Genomic DNA, 12,743 nt, shown 5'->3' on the forward strand with positions numbered 1-12,743 from the left:
CCGATGCGCACCTGGTTCCCCTACCCGTTGTTGTCCGTCGGCCTGCTGCTCATCTGGCTGCTCCTCAACCAGTCGGTTGCCCCCGGCACGATCGTCATGGGTACGATATTGAGCATCGCGCTCGGCTGGGTGACGCTCAAGCTGCATCCGGTCCATTCGCATCCGCGCCGGTTCCTGCGCACGCTGCGCTTTAGCGCCAGCGTGGTCCTGGATGTCGTCCGCTCCAACATCGCCGTGGCGCTTGTCATCCTGCGCGTCGGCAGGCGGGCGCCGAACTCGGGCTTCCTGACGGTCGACCTCGATCTCGAGGATGAAAACGCGCTGGCGCTGCTCGCCTGCATCATGACGGCGACGCCGGGCACCGCATGGCTGGAATATGATCGCGGCCGGAAATCGCTGCTCTTCCACGTGCTCGACATGGAAAACGAGGAGGTCTGGCTGCAGACGGTGAAGCGCTACGAAGCAGGTTTGAAGGAGATGTTCGGATGACGGAGCTGGCAATCATCTGGTCGATCCTCGCAGCCCAGATCATGCTGGGGCTTGCCATGGCCTTTGCCCTCTACCGCATGGTCAAGGGACCACGGGCGCAGGACCGCATCCTCGGCCTCGATACCCTCTACATCAACGCGATGCTGATGCTGTTGTCCTTCGGCATCCGCACCGCCAACAGCATCTATTTCGAATCGGCGCTGATCGTCGCGCTGATCGGCTTCGTCTCGTCGATCGCCTTCGGCAAGTTCCTGATGCGCGGGGAGGTGATCGAATGAGCCACCTGACCGACCTTCCGACCTGGGCCGCCGTCGTCGTCTGCGGGCTCGTCCTTCTCGGCTCGGCGATCGCGCTGATCGGCTCGCTCGGGCTGCTCAGGCTGCCGGATTTCTATACGCGCCTGCATGCGCCGACGCTTGCCACCAGCGGCGGCGTCATCCTCATCTGCACCGCCTCGATCGTCTGCTTTGCCGTGCTGCAGAGCCGCTGGGTGTTCCACGAGGTGTTGATCATCGTCTTCGTCATCATGACGACGCCGGTGACACTGATGCTGCTTGGCCAGGCCGCGCTCTATCGCGACCGCGTCGAGGAACGCCGCGGCGTCCCGATGAAGCAGAAGCCGCTTCCCGAACAGACCCCGGAAGAGACCAAAGAGTAAGTTTACGCGCGCCCTCTGAAACGCCGCTGATAGGCAGGATCGTAGAGCGAGCTTTCGCGGAAATCCGAGGCTTCCAGGCCCGGACCGACGAAGATCAGCGCGGTACGCTCGATCGGTTCCTCGGCCACCTTGGTGGCGATCGTGCCGAGTGTGCCACGCACCACCCGTTCATCCGGCCACGACGCCTTGACGACGATCGCCACGGGGCATTCGGCGCCATAGAGCGGCGTCAGCTCCTCGACGACCTGGTCGAGCGCATGGATGGCGAGATGGATGGCAAGCGTCGCACCAGTGGCGCCGAAGCCCGCCAGCGTCTCGGTGTTGGGCATCGGCGAGGCCCGACCGGAAACCCGCGTCAGCACCAGGCTCTGCGCAACGGCCGGAATCGTCAGCTCGCGTCCGAGCGTCGCGGCCGCCGCAGCAAAGGCCGGCACGCCGGGCGTCATGGTGTAGCCGATGCCGTGTTTCTCCAGCCGGCGGATCTGCTCGGCGACAGCACTCCAGACCGAAAGATCGCCGGAATGCAGCCGGGCAACATCCTCGCCCGCTTCCGCGGCGCGCACATACTCTGCCTCGATCTCGTCCAGCGACATCGGTGCCGTGTCGACGATCCGGGCACCGGGCGGGCAATATTGCAGCAGTTCCGGCGAGACGATCGAGCCGGCATAGAGGCAGACCGGGCAGCGTCCGATCAGGTCGCGGCCGCGAACCGTGATCAGATCCGCAGCTCCCGGACCGGCGCCGATAAAGTGTACCGTCATATGTCTCTCCGAATTTTTTGGAGCGTTTCCCGAACGCTCTATCTCTTTATTTTCAAGCAACCCGAACGCAAGATGCTCCGCCCTTTCGCTGGAATTGCTCTAAAGCACATCGCGTATGAACGCATTCATGCGATGTGCTTTACGCCATTGTTCGCACGCATGTCGTTGTCCCGAAACCGCTGCGCACTTTCGGGCGACATGCATTAGCTCTTGGTCCAGGACCATTGCGTCACCGGCATCGCCGGCCGCCAGCCCGTCATGCCGCCGACTGGCAACGCCCGGGCGATGTCGATGCGGATCAGCGATCCGCCGAGCCGGGCGTGCCGATTAAGCAGCACCGCTTCCATTTCCGTCGTCACGGCGTTGGCAACGAGCCGGCCGCCGCTGTCGAGCGCAGCGATGGCCGCCTCCATGACGCCAGGCTCGCTGCCGCCGCCGCCGATGAAGATCGCATCGGGACGCGAAAGGCCCGAAAGCGCCGCCGGCGCCTTGCCCTCGACGACGGTGAGACCGGGCACGCCGAACGCCTCGGCGTTGCGGCCGACACGGGCCGCCCGCTCCGGCGAGGCCTCGATGGCGATCGCCCGCATGGCCGGATCGGCCAGCATCCATTCGATGCCGATCGAGCCGGAGCCGGCACCGATATCCCAGAGCAATTCGCCCTTGCGCGGCGCCAGCGCCGACAGGGTCAGCGCCCGCACCTCCCGCTTGGTGATCTGGCCGTCATGCTCGAACAGCAAATCGTCGCGCCCGGCCGAAAGCGGCAGCACCCGCCCGCCCTGATCGGCGGCCACTTCGATGGCGCAGACGTTGAGCGGATGGACCAGGCCCAGCATGAAGCGCGCGGCAATCTGCGTGGTCACACGCTCGCCGGCACCGCCAAGTGCCTCCAGAACAGTCAGCCGTGACTGACCGAAACCGCTCGCCGCGAGCAGTTCGGCGAGCGCCTTGGGCCCCGCTCCATCCGAGGTCAGCGCAAGCACCCTGTTGCCCGGCTGCAGATGTGGCCGCACCAGGTCGATCGGCCGGCCGTGCAGCGAAACGAGCGTCGCCTCCTGCAGCGCCCAGCCAAGGCGCGAGGCGGCAAGGCTGAAGGAGGAAGGAGCCGGAAGCGTGCGGATCTCCGCCGCGGCAACGCGGCGCGCAAGCGTGGCGCCAACGCCGAAGAAGAAGGGATCGCCCGAGGCGAGCACGACGACCGGGCTGCCGCGTCGCGCGACGATCTCCTCGACCGAACGCCCGAACGGGCTCTGCCAGACGCGCCCCTCGCCCTTTATCAGCGAGTGCGTCAATTCCATATGGCGGGCACCGCCGTAGACCACCGGCGCGGCGGCGATCAGCCGCTTGGCCTCGTCGCCGAGACCGGCTACACCATCCTCGCCTATGCCGATGATGGTCAACCAGGGGGAGACGATGGCCGGATCGCTGTTCGATACATCAGCCATGGAAAAACCTCGCATATTGATTCTCGGCGGGACGACCGAGGCCCGCGAGCTGGCATCTCGCCTGGCCGACGACACGCGTTACGATACCGCGATCTCGCTTGCCGGGCGCACGGCCGATCCGCGTCCGCAACCGGTCAAGACCCGCATCGGCGGCTTCGGCGGCGCCGAGGGGCTTGCGGCCTTCCTGAGCGCCGAACAGGTCGCGCTGGTCGTCGACGCGACGCATCCCTTCGCCGCCCAGATTTCCCATAACGCCGCCGCGGCGGCACGGGCTGCGCAGGTGCGCCTGCTGGCCCTGCGCCGCCCAGAGTGGCAGGCGGAAGTCGGCGACAACTGGACTGGCGTCGGCAGCGTCGCGGAGGCGGTCACCGCACTTGGCGACGTCCCGCGCCGCGTCTTTCTCGCCATAGGCCGACAAGAAGCCTTTCAGTTCGAGGCCGCGCCGCAACACCGCTACGTCATCCGCAGCGTCGATCCGGTGACGCCGCCCTTGAAGTTGCCGGATACGACGGCGATCCTTGCCACCGGCCCATTTGCCGAAGCCGATGAGATCGAGCTGCTCAGGGCCCATCGCATCGACGTCATCGTCGCCAAGAACAGCGGCGGAGCCGCGACCTATGGAAAGATTGCGGCTGCGCGCAAGCTGGGGATCGCGGTGATCATGGTCGAGCGCCGCAAGCCCGCCGACGTCCCGTCGGTGGGAGACTGCGATGCCGCACTCGAACGCATCGATCAATGGTTGTCTCCCGCATAAAAGCGCGGCGTATAGACCAGATCCGGCTGGCCCTCGCGCGCAACGATGCGCGTTTCCGGCGAGCCGATGATGACGCAGGTGGCCATGTCGGCGCGATTGGCATCGGCCTCACCGAGCGGCATGACCGCGATGCGCTCGTCCGGCCGGCCGGCGGCGCGGCCGAAGATGACCGGTACTGACGCCGGCAGCACGCCACGCAGGATCTCGAAGGCTTCACCGAGTTGCCATGGGCGCGCCTTGCTGATCGGATTGTAGAGCGCGATCACCAACCCGGCTTCCGCCACCAGCTTCAGCCGCTTGGTAATGACCTCCCAGGGCTTCAGGTTGTCTGACAGCGAAATGGCGCAGAAATCATGGCCAAGCGGCGCGCCGATGCGCGCGGCAACGGCCAGCATTGCGGTCACACCCGGCGTCACGACGAGATCGACGGACTTCCATTCCGCCGGTCCCTTGTCGATCGCCTCGCAGACGGCCGCGGCCATTGCAAAGACGCCGGGGTCGCCGCCCGATACCATGCAGACCTTGGCGCCGGCCGCAGCGCGCGTCAGCGCTGCCTGCGCGCGGTCAAGCTCCTCGCGATTGTCCGATGCGATGCGGATCTGGTCGGGTCTGAGGTTCAGGCGATCGAGATAGGGAATATAGCCGAAGAACTCCTGTGCCTGCGAAACCGCTTGCGCCGTCTCCGGCGTCATCTGTGCGGCATTACCGGGGCCGGTGCCGACGACATAAAGCGTGCCGCTCATGGCCTGTCCCTCCAGCCGGGAACGAGCACCAGCGAGAAATAGGGCGCTTCGTCATCAGGCTTTTCGGCAAGTGCTGTCATCGCCGCATTCTTCATCGTACCGCGCTCGACATAGACCGCCTGGTCGAGCCGGCCGGAGGCAGCAAGCGCCCGGCGGATCTTCGGCAGGTTGCGCCCGACCTTCATGATGACGGCGGCCTCGGTATCGGCAAGGCGTCGTCCAAGTTCGCCTTCTGCCATGGTGCCAGGCAGGACCGACAGGACGTCGTCGCCCTGAACCAGCGGCAGGCCTGCGAGCGACCAGCAGCCGGACATGGCGGTGATGCCGGGGGTGACTTCGACCGGGAAGCGGCCGGCAAGCCGCACATGCAGGTGCATGTAGGAGCCGTAGAACAGCGGATCGCCCTCGCTCAGTACCGCGACGGTCCGCCCGGCTTCGAGATGGCTGGCGACTGCGTCGGCAGACGCGTTGTAGAAATCGGTGATCTGGCTCTTGTAGGCGCCGTCGTCCTTGTCGATCTCGGTGGTCACGGGATAGTAGAGCGGCAATTCGACGAGGCCCGGCTTCAACAGCCCCTCGACGACGGCGCGGCCATTGCCGCCGCGGCCCGCCTTGGCGAAATAGGCAAGCACGTCCGCCTCGCCGAGTGCCTTGACGGCCTTGACCGTCAGCAACTCGGGATCGCCGGGGCCCGTGCCGACGCCGATCAACCGGCCTTTGGCCGCCCCGCTCACAGGCCCGGCCTCGCGAGCGAATTGAGCGCGGCGGCCGTCATGGCACTTCCGCCGAGGCGACCACGCACAATGGCGAAGGGCACGCCATAGGAATTCTCGGCCAGGGCGTCCTTCGATTCCGCCGCGCCGACGAATCCGACCGGCATGCCGATGATCGCTGCCGGCTTCGGCGCGCCGTCGCGCAGCATTTCCAGCAGATAGAAAAGCGCCGTTGGCGCATTACCGATCGCAACCACGGAGCCTGCCATATGCTCGCCCCAGAGTTTCAGCGCCGCAGCCGAGCGGGTATTGCCGATCTCGGCTGCCAAGTCTGCGGTACGCGGATCGCGAAGCGTGCAGATCACCTCGTTGCCGGCCGGCAGACGCGCGCGCGTCACGCCCCGCGCCACCATCTCGGCATCGCACAGGATCGGCGCGCCGTTCTTCAGGGCGCCGCGGGCAGCGGCGACGAAGTCGGGAGAGAACACGAATTGCTTCGACGCCTCGACCAGGCCGCAGGCGTGCACCATGCGCACCGCGAGATCGGCTTCCTCCTCGGAGAAGGCGGAAAGATCGGCTTCTGCCCGAATGATGGCGAAGGAACGCTCATAGATGGCGTTGCCATCCCGGATGTAATCATACTCAGGCATTTCTATCCCTGTTCGAACGCAGCCGAGACGCGCGCGGCACCCAGCCGTGTAAGACAGGACCGCGCCGATTCGCCAGCGTCTTTGTTTTCCCGCACCAGGCCGGCCAGCCGTTCCAGCGCGGATTTCATTCCATTTTCATCGGTGTAGGCATTCGCGCCATCCTTGGCCGCCCCATTTACGACAAGCGCATATCCTGATGGCGCACCCACCAGCGTCAACGCCGACGCCTTGGGGCGGGCGCACCCCTTGACGCAACCGGAGAGATGCACCGTCAGCGAGCCGTCGAGCAGATCCGGCACCGTTTCCACCCATAGCCGCGCCATTGCCTTGGTGTCCATCCATGCGGACGCGCAGCCGGTGCTGCCGGCGCAGGTGGCAATGTGGTTTCGCGGGTCATCCGCTGCGATCCGAAGGCCCTGCACCAGGGCCAGACGCTGGACCATTCCCGCCGCTTCACTCTCAAAGCCCAGTACGAAGAAGCCGTGCCCGGGCGCGAGCCGAGTTTCGCGCGCGCCAAGCTCGCCTGCTTGTCGCAGAAAGGCAATGAGGCTGACCGCGTCGATTTGGGCATAGGCGAGCCCGAGGCCAAGGACGGTACCGGCCGGACCGAGATCGTGCATGCCGACAACCGGAGACGCCAGCGTCGAAGTCGGAGCGATGCCGACACTTTCGGCACCCGGCGGACAGAGCGCCTGCACCACATCCATGTCGAGATCCCGGCCACGCGCGGCCGGCCCGATGTCGGTCAACGCTTCCAGAATCCGGATAACGACCGGCACGACCGCCTCGGTTCGAAGCGCGCAAATGGGCTTCGCCGTCGCCGCCGTCCCGGCAAGCGACAGGTGCCACCAGACCTCGTCGCCGCGCTCAACAGCCTGCAGGCGAAGATCGGCAATCGTGTCGCCAAGATGGAAGCGACCGCCGCCATCGACGATGATGGCAAGCTTCGGCGCCAGCTTCAACGCGGCCCCTCGTGCGGCGATCGCTTCCCGCAACGCAGCGGCGAGGATCCGAGGGTCGGCGATTTCTTCAGGGTCGATGCCGGCAAGCGGCGGCGTCTCGATCGCGACGCCATCGGGAACTGTGATTGCCGCTTCGCCGATCGCCTCGGCAAGCCCGGGAACGGTCGACGCCGTCAGCCCGCGGACCTGCAGGTTGCCGCGCGCGGTAACTTCCAGGATGCCGTTGCCGAAACGCCGGGCGGCCTCCGCAACGGCCGAGAACTGCGACAGCGTCAGGCTGCCACCGAGCGGCCGCAGACGCACCAGCAGGCCATCGCCGGTTGGCATCGGCGCGGCAAGCGACGGGCATGCGCCCCGACGCATCGATGCGGCAGCATCAGCTGTTTCCGGTATCGGCATGGCGCAACTGGTCATAGGCTTGTCTCGATTGCTCCTGGCGGTTGCCCTCTGATTGGCCCCTTTTTCACCAGACGCTATAGCACAGTCGCCGACGTTGAGAGAGATCAAAGACGACGGGAAAAGGCTGGAGAAAGCAGGCGAAATGGCGCCTATTCCTCGAAATCTGCCCCCTTGCGCAGCAGGTAGATATCCATGATCCACCCCATGCGCTCGCGCGCTTGTGCCCGCCTCGCCAAAATCTCGTCCTTGACGTCGGCAAGGCGGCCGGAGATGACAATTTCGTCAGGCGTTCCGAGATAGGCGCCCCAGTAGATCTCGGCATCGGGATCGTCGATCCGCCGGAAGGCCTGTTCGCCGTCGAGCATGACGACCGAGGTCTGGCTGCGCTCCGGAAAACTCTCGGAAAGACGGCGACCGGTGGTGATCTCGACCGGCTTGCCGACGAGGTTCAGCGGAATGCGATGGCTGGCGCAGAGCGCCTGTAGGCTGGTGATCCCCGGAAGAACGTCATAGTCGAACGCGACCTTGCCGCGCGCCTTCACCCGCTCGACGATGCGGATGGTGCTGTCGTAGAGCATCGGATCGCCCCAGACGAGAAAAGCGCCGGTTCCGTCTTCGCTGAGTTCGCTGTCGATCAGGCGCTCGTAGATTTCAGCGATGCGGGCGTGCCAGTCGTCGACGCTGCCGTCGTAGCTGACCCCCTCCGTGCGGCGGACAGGCACGGCGAATTCGACCGTACGGCTGTCGGCGCGCGTGACGTAGCGCGCGCAGATCTCGCGGCGCACCTCGGCAAGCTCGGTCTTCTTCTCGCCCTTGGTCGGGATGAACAATACGTCGGCACGGTTGAGCGCATTGATCGCCTGTACGGTCATATGCTCCGGGTTTCCGGAGCCTATACCGATGATCAGAAGTTTTCGCATGCGCGCGCCTTTGCCGTTGCTATCTTCAGCAGATCAAAGTGTTACAGCGACCTTTGCACGCCTGAACAGGCGCGCGGCGCTGTAGTGTCTTTGGCGGATCACCGATTGAGACGCAAGACCCGCCGGCGACAGCGACGCAGCCGCCAGCGTCATTGCTTGCCCGGAGCGTTCAGGACGCCTCCGGATTTTCGGGCAGTTGCCAGTCAATCGGTTCGAAGCCTTTCGAAGCGAGGAAAGCATTCGCTTGGGAAAAATGCCGGCAGCCGAGAAAACCGGAATGTGCCGAGAGCGGCGAGGGATGCGGCGCCCGCAGCACGAGATGGCGCGATCGGTCAACGAAGGCGGCCTTCTTCTGCGCGTAGGAGCCCCACAGCATGAAGACAACCGGGTGATCGGCCTCGTTAACAGTGCGGATGATCGCATCGGTGAAGCGCTCCCAGCCGCGCCCCTGGTGCGACGCCGCCTGCCCGCGCTCGACCGTCAGCACGCTGTTGAGCAGCAACGCGCCCTGCTTCGCCCAGCTTTCGAGAAAGCCGTGGCGGGCCGGCGGAATGCCGAGGTCGGCGTTCAGTTCCTTGTAGATGTTGACGAGCGACGGCGGTGTGCGCACGCCCGGACGCACGCTGAAGCAGAGCCCGTGCGCCTGGCCGTCGCCATGATAGGGGTCCTGTCCGAGGATGACGACGCGCACCTTGTCGAGCGGCGTCAGGTCGAGCGCCCGAAAATACTCAGGCCCCCGCGGAAAGATCTGCCGTCCTTCGTTGCGCGCGCCGACCAGGAACTGCTTGAGCTCGCCCATATACGGACTGGAAAATTCCGGCTCCAATGCCGCCTTCCAGGTCTCTTCGAGCTTTACTGCCGTTTCCATCACGCCTCCGGTCCGTCTCATCCGCTTCAAGCCCCGGAATTTAGGCCGATCGCCGGCCGTCGCAAGCGCTAACCGCGCGGCCGGCCGCTTGTTTCACGGCTTTTACTAGCGCTTTCCAACAGCATTGTATTTCAATGGATACAACGCTAATCAGGAGAAGACATCGTTATATCCTGGAAAATATCTCGAACTTGATGGAGGCAAGATTGATGAAACAACGCAGACAATGGCTGAAGGGGCTGGTGCTCGCCCTTGGCGTCGCCTGGGCCGGCGCGACTTTTGCGCCACAAACGGCGATGGCCGAAGACAAGGTAACGGTGTTTGCCGCCGCGAGCCTGAAGAACGCCCTCGATGCAATCAACGCCGAGTGGCAGAAGGAAAGCGGCAAGGAAACCACCGTTTCCTATGCGGCCAGCTCCGCGCTCGCCAAGCAGGTGGAACAGGGCGCACCGGCCGACGTCTTCATCTCCGCCGACCTCGCCTGGATGGATTACCTGGCACAGAAGAAGCTGATCAAGGACGACACCCGCTCCAACCTGCTCGGCAACCACATCGTTCTCGTCTCGAGCACGGAAGATGCAAAGCCGGTCGAGATCAAGCAGGGCTTCGATCTCGCAGCGCTCATCGGCGACGGCCGCCTGGCAATGGGCGCCGTCGATTCCGTGCCGGCCGGCAAATACGGCAAGGCAGCCCTTGAAAAGCTCGGCGTCTGGTCGAGCGTCGAACAAAAGGTTGCAGGCGCCGAGAGCGTGCGGGCCGCGCTGCTGCTCGTTTCGCGCGGCGAAGCGCCCTATGGCATCGTCTACCAGACCGACGCTGCAGCCGATCCTGGCGTCAAGGTCGTCGGAACCTTCCCCGAGGACAGCCATCCGCCGATCATCTATCCGATCGCGATCACCACGGACAGCAAGAGCGCCGATGCCACCGCCTATGTCGATTTCATCAAGTCCGACAAGGCAGCACCGCTCTTCGAAAAGCAGGGCTTTACCATCCTGAAATAACGGTCGCCTCGCCTGTCCAGAAACGGGCGAAGCATCTATCGTCGCTACTGCGCCACGTCTGGTCAGACGCGTGGCGCAGTAGCACTTTGAGTTGCTGCATAATTTTGTCCCTAAATCGATTGCGATTTAAGGATTTATGCAGTGAGCGCCGTGCGGACGACACGCGGCGCTGGACATTTCGACCGGGAGTGGGACGTTTTGGATTGGTTGGCAGTGAGCGACGCAGAATGGACGGCGATCAAGCTGAGCCTGCGTGTGGCCACGGTGGCTATGGTCTGCAGCCTGCCGTTTGCGCTTGGGGTCGCCATGCTGCTCGCGCGCGGGCGCTTCTGGGGCAAGACCGTGCTGAACGGCCTCGTCCACATGCCCCTGATCCTGCCGCCCGTCGTCACCGGCTTTCTGCTGCTGCTGCTGTTCGGCCGTCGAGGACCGATCGGTGCGTTTCTCGCCGACAACTTCGGCCTGGTTTTTTCCTTCCGCTGGACCGGCGCGGCACTTGCCTGCGCCGTCATGGCCTTCCCCTTGATGGTGCGCAGCATCTGGCTGTCGATCGAAGCAGTCGATCGCAAGCTCGAGGATGCCGCAACCACGCTCGGTGCCGGGCCGGTCTGGGTGTTCTTCACCATCACCCTCCCCTTGATCCTGCCCGGCATCATCGCCGGCATGATCCTCGCTTTCGCCAAGGCGATGGGCGAATTCGGCGCGACCATCACCTTCGTCTCCAACATTCCCGGCGAGACACAGACGCTGTCATCTGCGATCTACACCTTTACCCAGGTGCCCGGCGGCGATGCCGGTGCCATGCGCCTGACGATCATTTCGATCGTCATTTCCATGGCAGCACTGATGCTGTCGGAACTACTTGCCTCGCTTGCCGCCAAGCGGACGGCTGCAGCATGAGCCTCGTCGTCGAAGCCCGCCATCGGCTCGGTGGCTTTTCCATCGACGCCGCCTTCACTTCGGACGGCGGCGTCACCGCGCTGTTCGGCCGCTCGGGCTCGGGCAAGACCTCGCTGATCAACATCATCGCCGGCCTGATGAAGCCGGACGGCGGCCGCGTGGTGCTCGACGGCGACATCATCGCCGACAGCCAACGCCGGATCTTCACGCCTGTCCATCGCCGCCGCTTCGGATATGTCTTCCAGGAAGCTCGTCTTTTCCCGCATTTGAGCGTCAGGCACAATCTTGCCTATGGCCGCTGGTTTGCCGGTAGGTCAAGAAAGGCCGCCGACATGGAACGCGTCGTCGAGATGCTCGGCATCGGCCATTTGCTCGAGCGCAATCCGTCGGCGCTTTCGGGCGGCGAACGGCAACGGGTCGCGATCGGCCGTGCCCTGCTGGCCGCCCCGCGCCTGCTGCTCATGGACGAACCGCTCGCCGCACTCGACGATGCGCGCAAGGCCGAGATTCTGCCCTATCTCGAGCGGTTGCGCGACGATGCCGGCATTCCGATCGTCTATGTCAGCCATTCCGTCAGCGAGGTCGCACGTCTGGCGCAACGGGTTGTGGTGCTGGAGGATGGCCGGGTGAAGGCGTCGGGCGCTGCGGCCGAGGTGTTAAGCGCGCCGGCAGCGGCACTGGCAACCGGTCGGCGCGAAGCCGGCGTGTTGCTGGAGGGCATCGTCGAAACCCATGATGCCACCCATGACCTGACGACGGTCCGCGTCGGCGAACGGCTCATCCGGGTACCGAAGATCGAGGCGCCGCAGGGGCACGCCTTGCGCCTGCATATTGCCGCACGCGACGTCATGCTGGCGACGGTTCGCCCGGAAGGTATCAGCGCCCTCAACGTGCTGGAGGGGACGATCGTCGAGCTGACAGCGGGCGAACATGGCAGCGTCGACGTGCGGGTGGATTGCGGCGGCGCGACGATCGCCGCCCGCATCACCACCTTTTCGCGCGACGCCCTTCAGCTATCTCAGGGAAAGCCGGTTCACGCGATCATCAAGTCCGTGGCGATCGATCACTGACTGGCCCATTCGCCTGGTCCGGATCGCGGACGGCTTCCAGCCAGGCAAGATCGTCGGCGATGGCCGCCTTCGCCTTTGCCTCCATCTCGCGATAGCGGCGGATCAGCGTTTCGCCGAAGGGCGTCAGCATCGCGCCGCCACCCTGCTTGCCGCCACGCTGGCTTTCGACCGACGGTTCCCGGAACATCCGGTTCAGTGCATCGACCAGCAGCCAGGCCCGGCGGTAGGACATATCCATGGCGCGGCCGGCGGCGGAGATCGATCCGGTCTCGCGGATGAGTTCCAAAAGCATGATCTTGCCGCGCCCAAGCCGGTCCTCGGGCGGGAAGTCGATGCGCAGAACAGGGCGAAGGGGGGCAAAGCGTTCACTCATGCGGGAAACATAGAAGTTTGCACGCCAAATCGAAAGC

General features: G+C 64.9%; 16 protein-coding genes. 7 read left to right on the forward strand and 9 right to left on the reverse strand.

Annotation, left to right across the window (positions count from 1 at the left end; genetic code table 11):
- Positions 1 to 3: 3 nt before the first annotated feature.
- The 3 genes from AC244_RS28080 to mnhG are packed head-to-tail and all read left to right on the forward strand — an operon-like array spanning position 4 to position 1,147.
- Positions 4 to 489 carry a Na+/H+ antiporter subunit E gene (locus AC244_RS28080; protein ID WP_053252118.1) on the forward strand — a complete coding sequence of 162 codons (486 nt, stop codon included), beginning with the start codon at positions 4 to 6 and terminating at the stop codon, positions 487 to 489.
- Positions 486 to 767: a K+/H+ antiporter subunit F gene (locus AC244_RS28085; RefSeq protein ID WP_053252119.1), complete on the forward strand. Its 282-nt coding sequence runs from the start codon at positions 486 to 488 to the stop codon at positions 765 to 767. Before AC244_RS28080 ends, AC244_RS28085 begins: the two co-directional genes overlap by 4 nt.
- Positions 764 to 1,147: a monovalent cation/H(+) antiporter subunit G gene (gene mnhG, locus AC244_RS28090; protein ID WP_053252120.1), complete on the forward strand. Its 384-nt coding sequence runs from the start codon at positions 764 to 766 to the stop codon at positions 1,145 to 1,147. Before AC244_RS28085 ends, mnhG begins: the two co-directional genes overlap by 4 nt.
- Before the next feature lie 2 nt (positions 1,148 to 1,149).
- On the opposite strand, the gene cobM is transcribed toward mnhG, so the two are convergent.
- Positions 1,150 to 1,908, reverse strand: a complete 759-nt coding sequence (cobM, locus tag AC244_RS28095; protein WP_053252121.1) for a precorrin-4 C(11)-methyltransferase — start codon at positions 1,906 to 1,908, stop codon at positions 1,150 to 1,152.
- 203 nt (positions 1,909 to 2,111) lie between these two features.
- Positions 2,112 to 3,353 carry a precorrin-6y C5,15-methyltransferase (decarboxylating) subunit CbiE gene (gene cbiE, locus AC244_RS28100; RefSeq protein WP_152976135.1) on the reverse strand — a complete coding sequence of 414 codons (1,242 nt, stop codon included), beginning with the start codon at positions 3,351 to 3,353 and terminating at the stop codon, positions 2,112 to 2,114.
- On the opposite strand from cbiE, the gene AC244_RS28105 reads away from it, so the two are divergent.
- Entirely contained in the window at positions 3,322 to 4,107 is a 786-nt protein-coding gene (locus AC244_RS28105) for a cobalt-precorrin-6A reductase (protein ID WP_053252165.1), read from the forward strand. The genes cbiE and AC244_RS28105 overlap by 32 nt on opposite strands.
- Here the strand turns inward: AC244_RS28105 and AC244_RS28110 are convergent.
- The 6 genes from AC244_RS28110 to ung all read right to left on the reverse strand — a co-directional run bounded on the left by AC244_RS28110 (position 4,086) and on the right by ung (position 9,362).
- Positions 4,086 to 4,850 (reverse strand): precorrin-3B C(17)-methyltransferase, encoded by a 765-nt coding sequence (locus AC244_RS28110; protein WP_053252123.1) that lies wholly within the window; start codon positions 4,848 to 4,850, stop codon positions 4,086 to 4,088. The genes AC244_RS28105 and AC244_RS28110 overlap by 22 nt on opposite strands.
- Positions 4,847 to 5,584, reverse strand: coding sequence for a precorrin-2 C(20)-methyltransferase (locus AC244_RS28115; RefSeq protein WP_053252124.1), 738 nt, complete (start codon positions 5,582 to 5,584; stop codon positions 4,847 to 4,849). Before AC244_RS28115 ends, AC244_RS28110 begins: the two co-directional genes overlap by 4 nt.
- On the reverse strand, positions 5,581 to 6,213 hold the full coding sequence (locus AC244_RS28120; RefSeq protein WP_053252125.1) for a precorrin-8X methylmutase: 633 nt from the start codon (positions 6,211 to 6,213) through the stop codon (positions 5,581 to 5,583). The genes AC244_RS28115 and AC244_RS28120 overlap by 4 nt, the downstream gene beginning before the upstream one ends.
- 2 nt (positions 6,214 to 6,215) lie before the next feature.
- Complete coding sequence (gene cobG / locus AC244_RS28125; protein ID WP_053252126.1) at positions 6,216 to 7,589, reverse strand: precorrin-3B synthase; 1,374 nt, start codon at positions 7,587 to 7,589, stop codon at positions 6,216 to 6,218.
- A 134-nt stretch (positions 7,590 to 7,723) separates the two neighbouring features.
- Positions 7,724 to 8,494, reverse strand: coding sequence for a precorrin-6A synthase (deacetylating) (gene cobF / locus AC244_RS28130; RefSeq protein ID WP_053252127.1), 771 nt, complete (start codon positions 8,492 to 8,494; stop codon positions 7,724 to 7,726).
- 169 nt (positions 8,495 to 8,663) lie between these two features.
- On the reverse strand, positions 8,664 to 9,362 hold the full coding sequence (gene ung / locus AC244_RS28135; RefSeq protein ID WP_053252128.1) for a uracil-DNA glycosylase: 699 nt from the start codon (positions 9,360 to 9,362) through the stop codon (positions 8,664 to 8,666).
- A gap of 209 nt (positions 9,363 to 9,571) precedes the next feature.
- On the opposite strand from ung, the gene modA reads away from it, so the two are divergent.
- The 3 genes from modA (at position 9,572) to modC (ending at position 12,333) form a co-directional block, all read left to right on the forward strand.
- Complete coding sequence (modA, locus tag AC244_RS28140; RefSeq protein WP_053252166.1) at positions 9,572 to 10,363, forward strand: molybdate ABC transporter substrate-binding protein; 792 nt, start codon at positions 9,572 to 9,574, stop codon at positions 10,361 to 10,363.
- A 198-nt stretch (positions 10,364 to 10,561) separates the two neighbouring features.
- Complete coding sequence (gene modB, locus AC244_RS28145; RefSeq protein ID WP_053252129.1) at positions 10,562 to 11,263, forward strand: molybdate ABC transporter permease subunit; 702 nt, start codon at positions 10,562 to 10,564, stop codon at positions 11,261 to 11,263.
- The gene (modC, locus tag AC244_RS28150) at positions 11,260 to 12,333 is read left to right on the forward strand and encodes a molybdenum ABC transporter ATP-binding protein (RefSeq protein WP_053252130.1); all 1,074 of its coding nucleotides are present in this window, start codon (positions 11,260 to 11,262) and stop codon (positions 12,331 to 12,333) included. Before modB ends, modC begins: the two co-directional genes overlap by 4 nt.
- Here modC and AC244_RS28155 read toward each other — a convergent pair.
- The gene (locus AC244_RS28155; protein WP_053252167.1) at positions 12,308 to 12,706 is read right to left on the reverse strand and encodes a winged helix-turn-helix domain-containing protein; all 399 of its coding nucleotides are present in this window, start codon (positions 12,704 to 12,706) and stop codon (positions 12,308 to 12,310) included. The genes modC and AC244_RS28155 overlap by 26 nt on opposite strands.
- Positions 12,707 to 12,743: the final 37 nt, after the last annotated feature.

Source organism: Ensifer adhaerens, assembly GCF_001270265.1.
Lineage (GTDB): Bacteria > Pseudomonadota > Alphaproteobacteria > Rhizobiales > Rhizobiaceae > Ensifer > Ensifer adhaerens_B.

Excerpts from the sequence above, each read along its gene's own strand:
- cbiE (WP_152976135.1), bottom strand. The coding sequence starts at position 3,353 with ATGGCTGATGTATCGAACAGCGATCCGGCCATCGTCTCCCCCTGGTTG.
- ung (WP_053252128.1), bottom strand. The coding sequence starts at position 9,362 with ATGGAAACGGCAGTAAAGCTCGAAGAGACCTGGAAGGCGGCATTGGAG.
- AC244_RS28105 (WP_053252165.1), top strand. The coding sequence starts at position 3,322 with ATGGCCGGATCGCTGTTCGATACATCAGCCATGGAAAAACCTCGCATA.
- AC244_RS28155 (WP_053252167.1), bottom strand. The coding sequence starts at position 12,706 with ATGAGTGAACGCTTTGCCCCCCTTCGCCCTGTTCTGCGCATCGACTTC.
- AC244_RS28085 (WP_053252119.1), top strand. The coding sequence starts at position 486 with ATGACGGAGCTGGCAATCATCTGGTCGATCCTCGCAGCCCAGATCATG.
- cobF (WP_053252127.1), bottom strand. The coding sequence starts at position 8,494 with ATGCGAAAACTTCTGATCATCGGTATAGGCTCCGGAAACCCGGAGCAT.
- modA (WP_053252166.1), top strand. The coding sequence starts at position 9,572 with ATGAAACAACGCAGACAATGGCTGAAGGGGCTGGTGCTCGCCCTTGGC.
- mnhG (WP_053252120.1), top strand. The coding sequence starts at position 764 with ATGAGCCACCTGACCGACCTTCCGACCTGGGCCGCCGTCGTCGTCTGC.
- AC244_RS28110 (WP_053252123.1), bottom strand. The coding sequence starts at position 4,850 with ATGAGCGGCACGCTTTATGTCGTCGGCACCGGCCCCGGTAATGCCGCA.
- cobM (WP_053252121.1), bottom strand. The coding sequence starts at position 1,908 with ATGACGGTACACTTTATCGGCGCCGGTCCGGGAGCTGCGGATCTGATC.
- AC244_RS28120 (WP_053252125.1), bottom strand. The coding sequence starts at position 6,213 with ATGCCTGAGTATGATTACATCCGGGATGGCAACGCCATCTATGAGCGT.
- modC (WP_053252130.1), top strand. The coding sequence starts at position 11,260 with ATGAGCCTCGTCGTCGAAGCCCGCCATCGGCTCGGTGGCTTTTCCATC.
- AC244_RS28080 (WP_053252118.1), top strand. The coding sequence starts at position 4 with ATGCGCACCTGGTTCCCCTACCCGTTGTTGTCCGTCGGCCTGCTGCTC.
- cobG (WP_053252126.1), bottom strand. The coding sequence starts at position 7,589 with ATGACCAGTTGCGCCATGCCGATACCGGAAACAGCTGATGCTGCCGCA.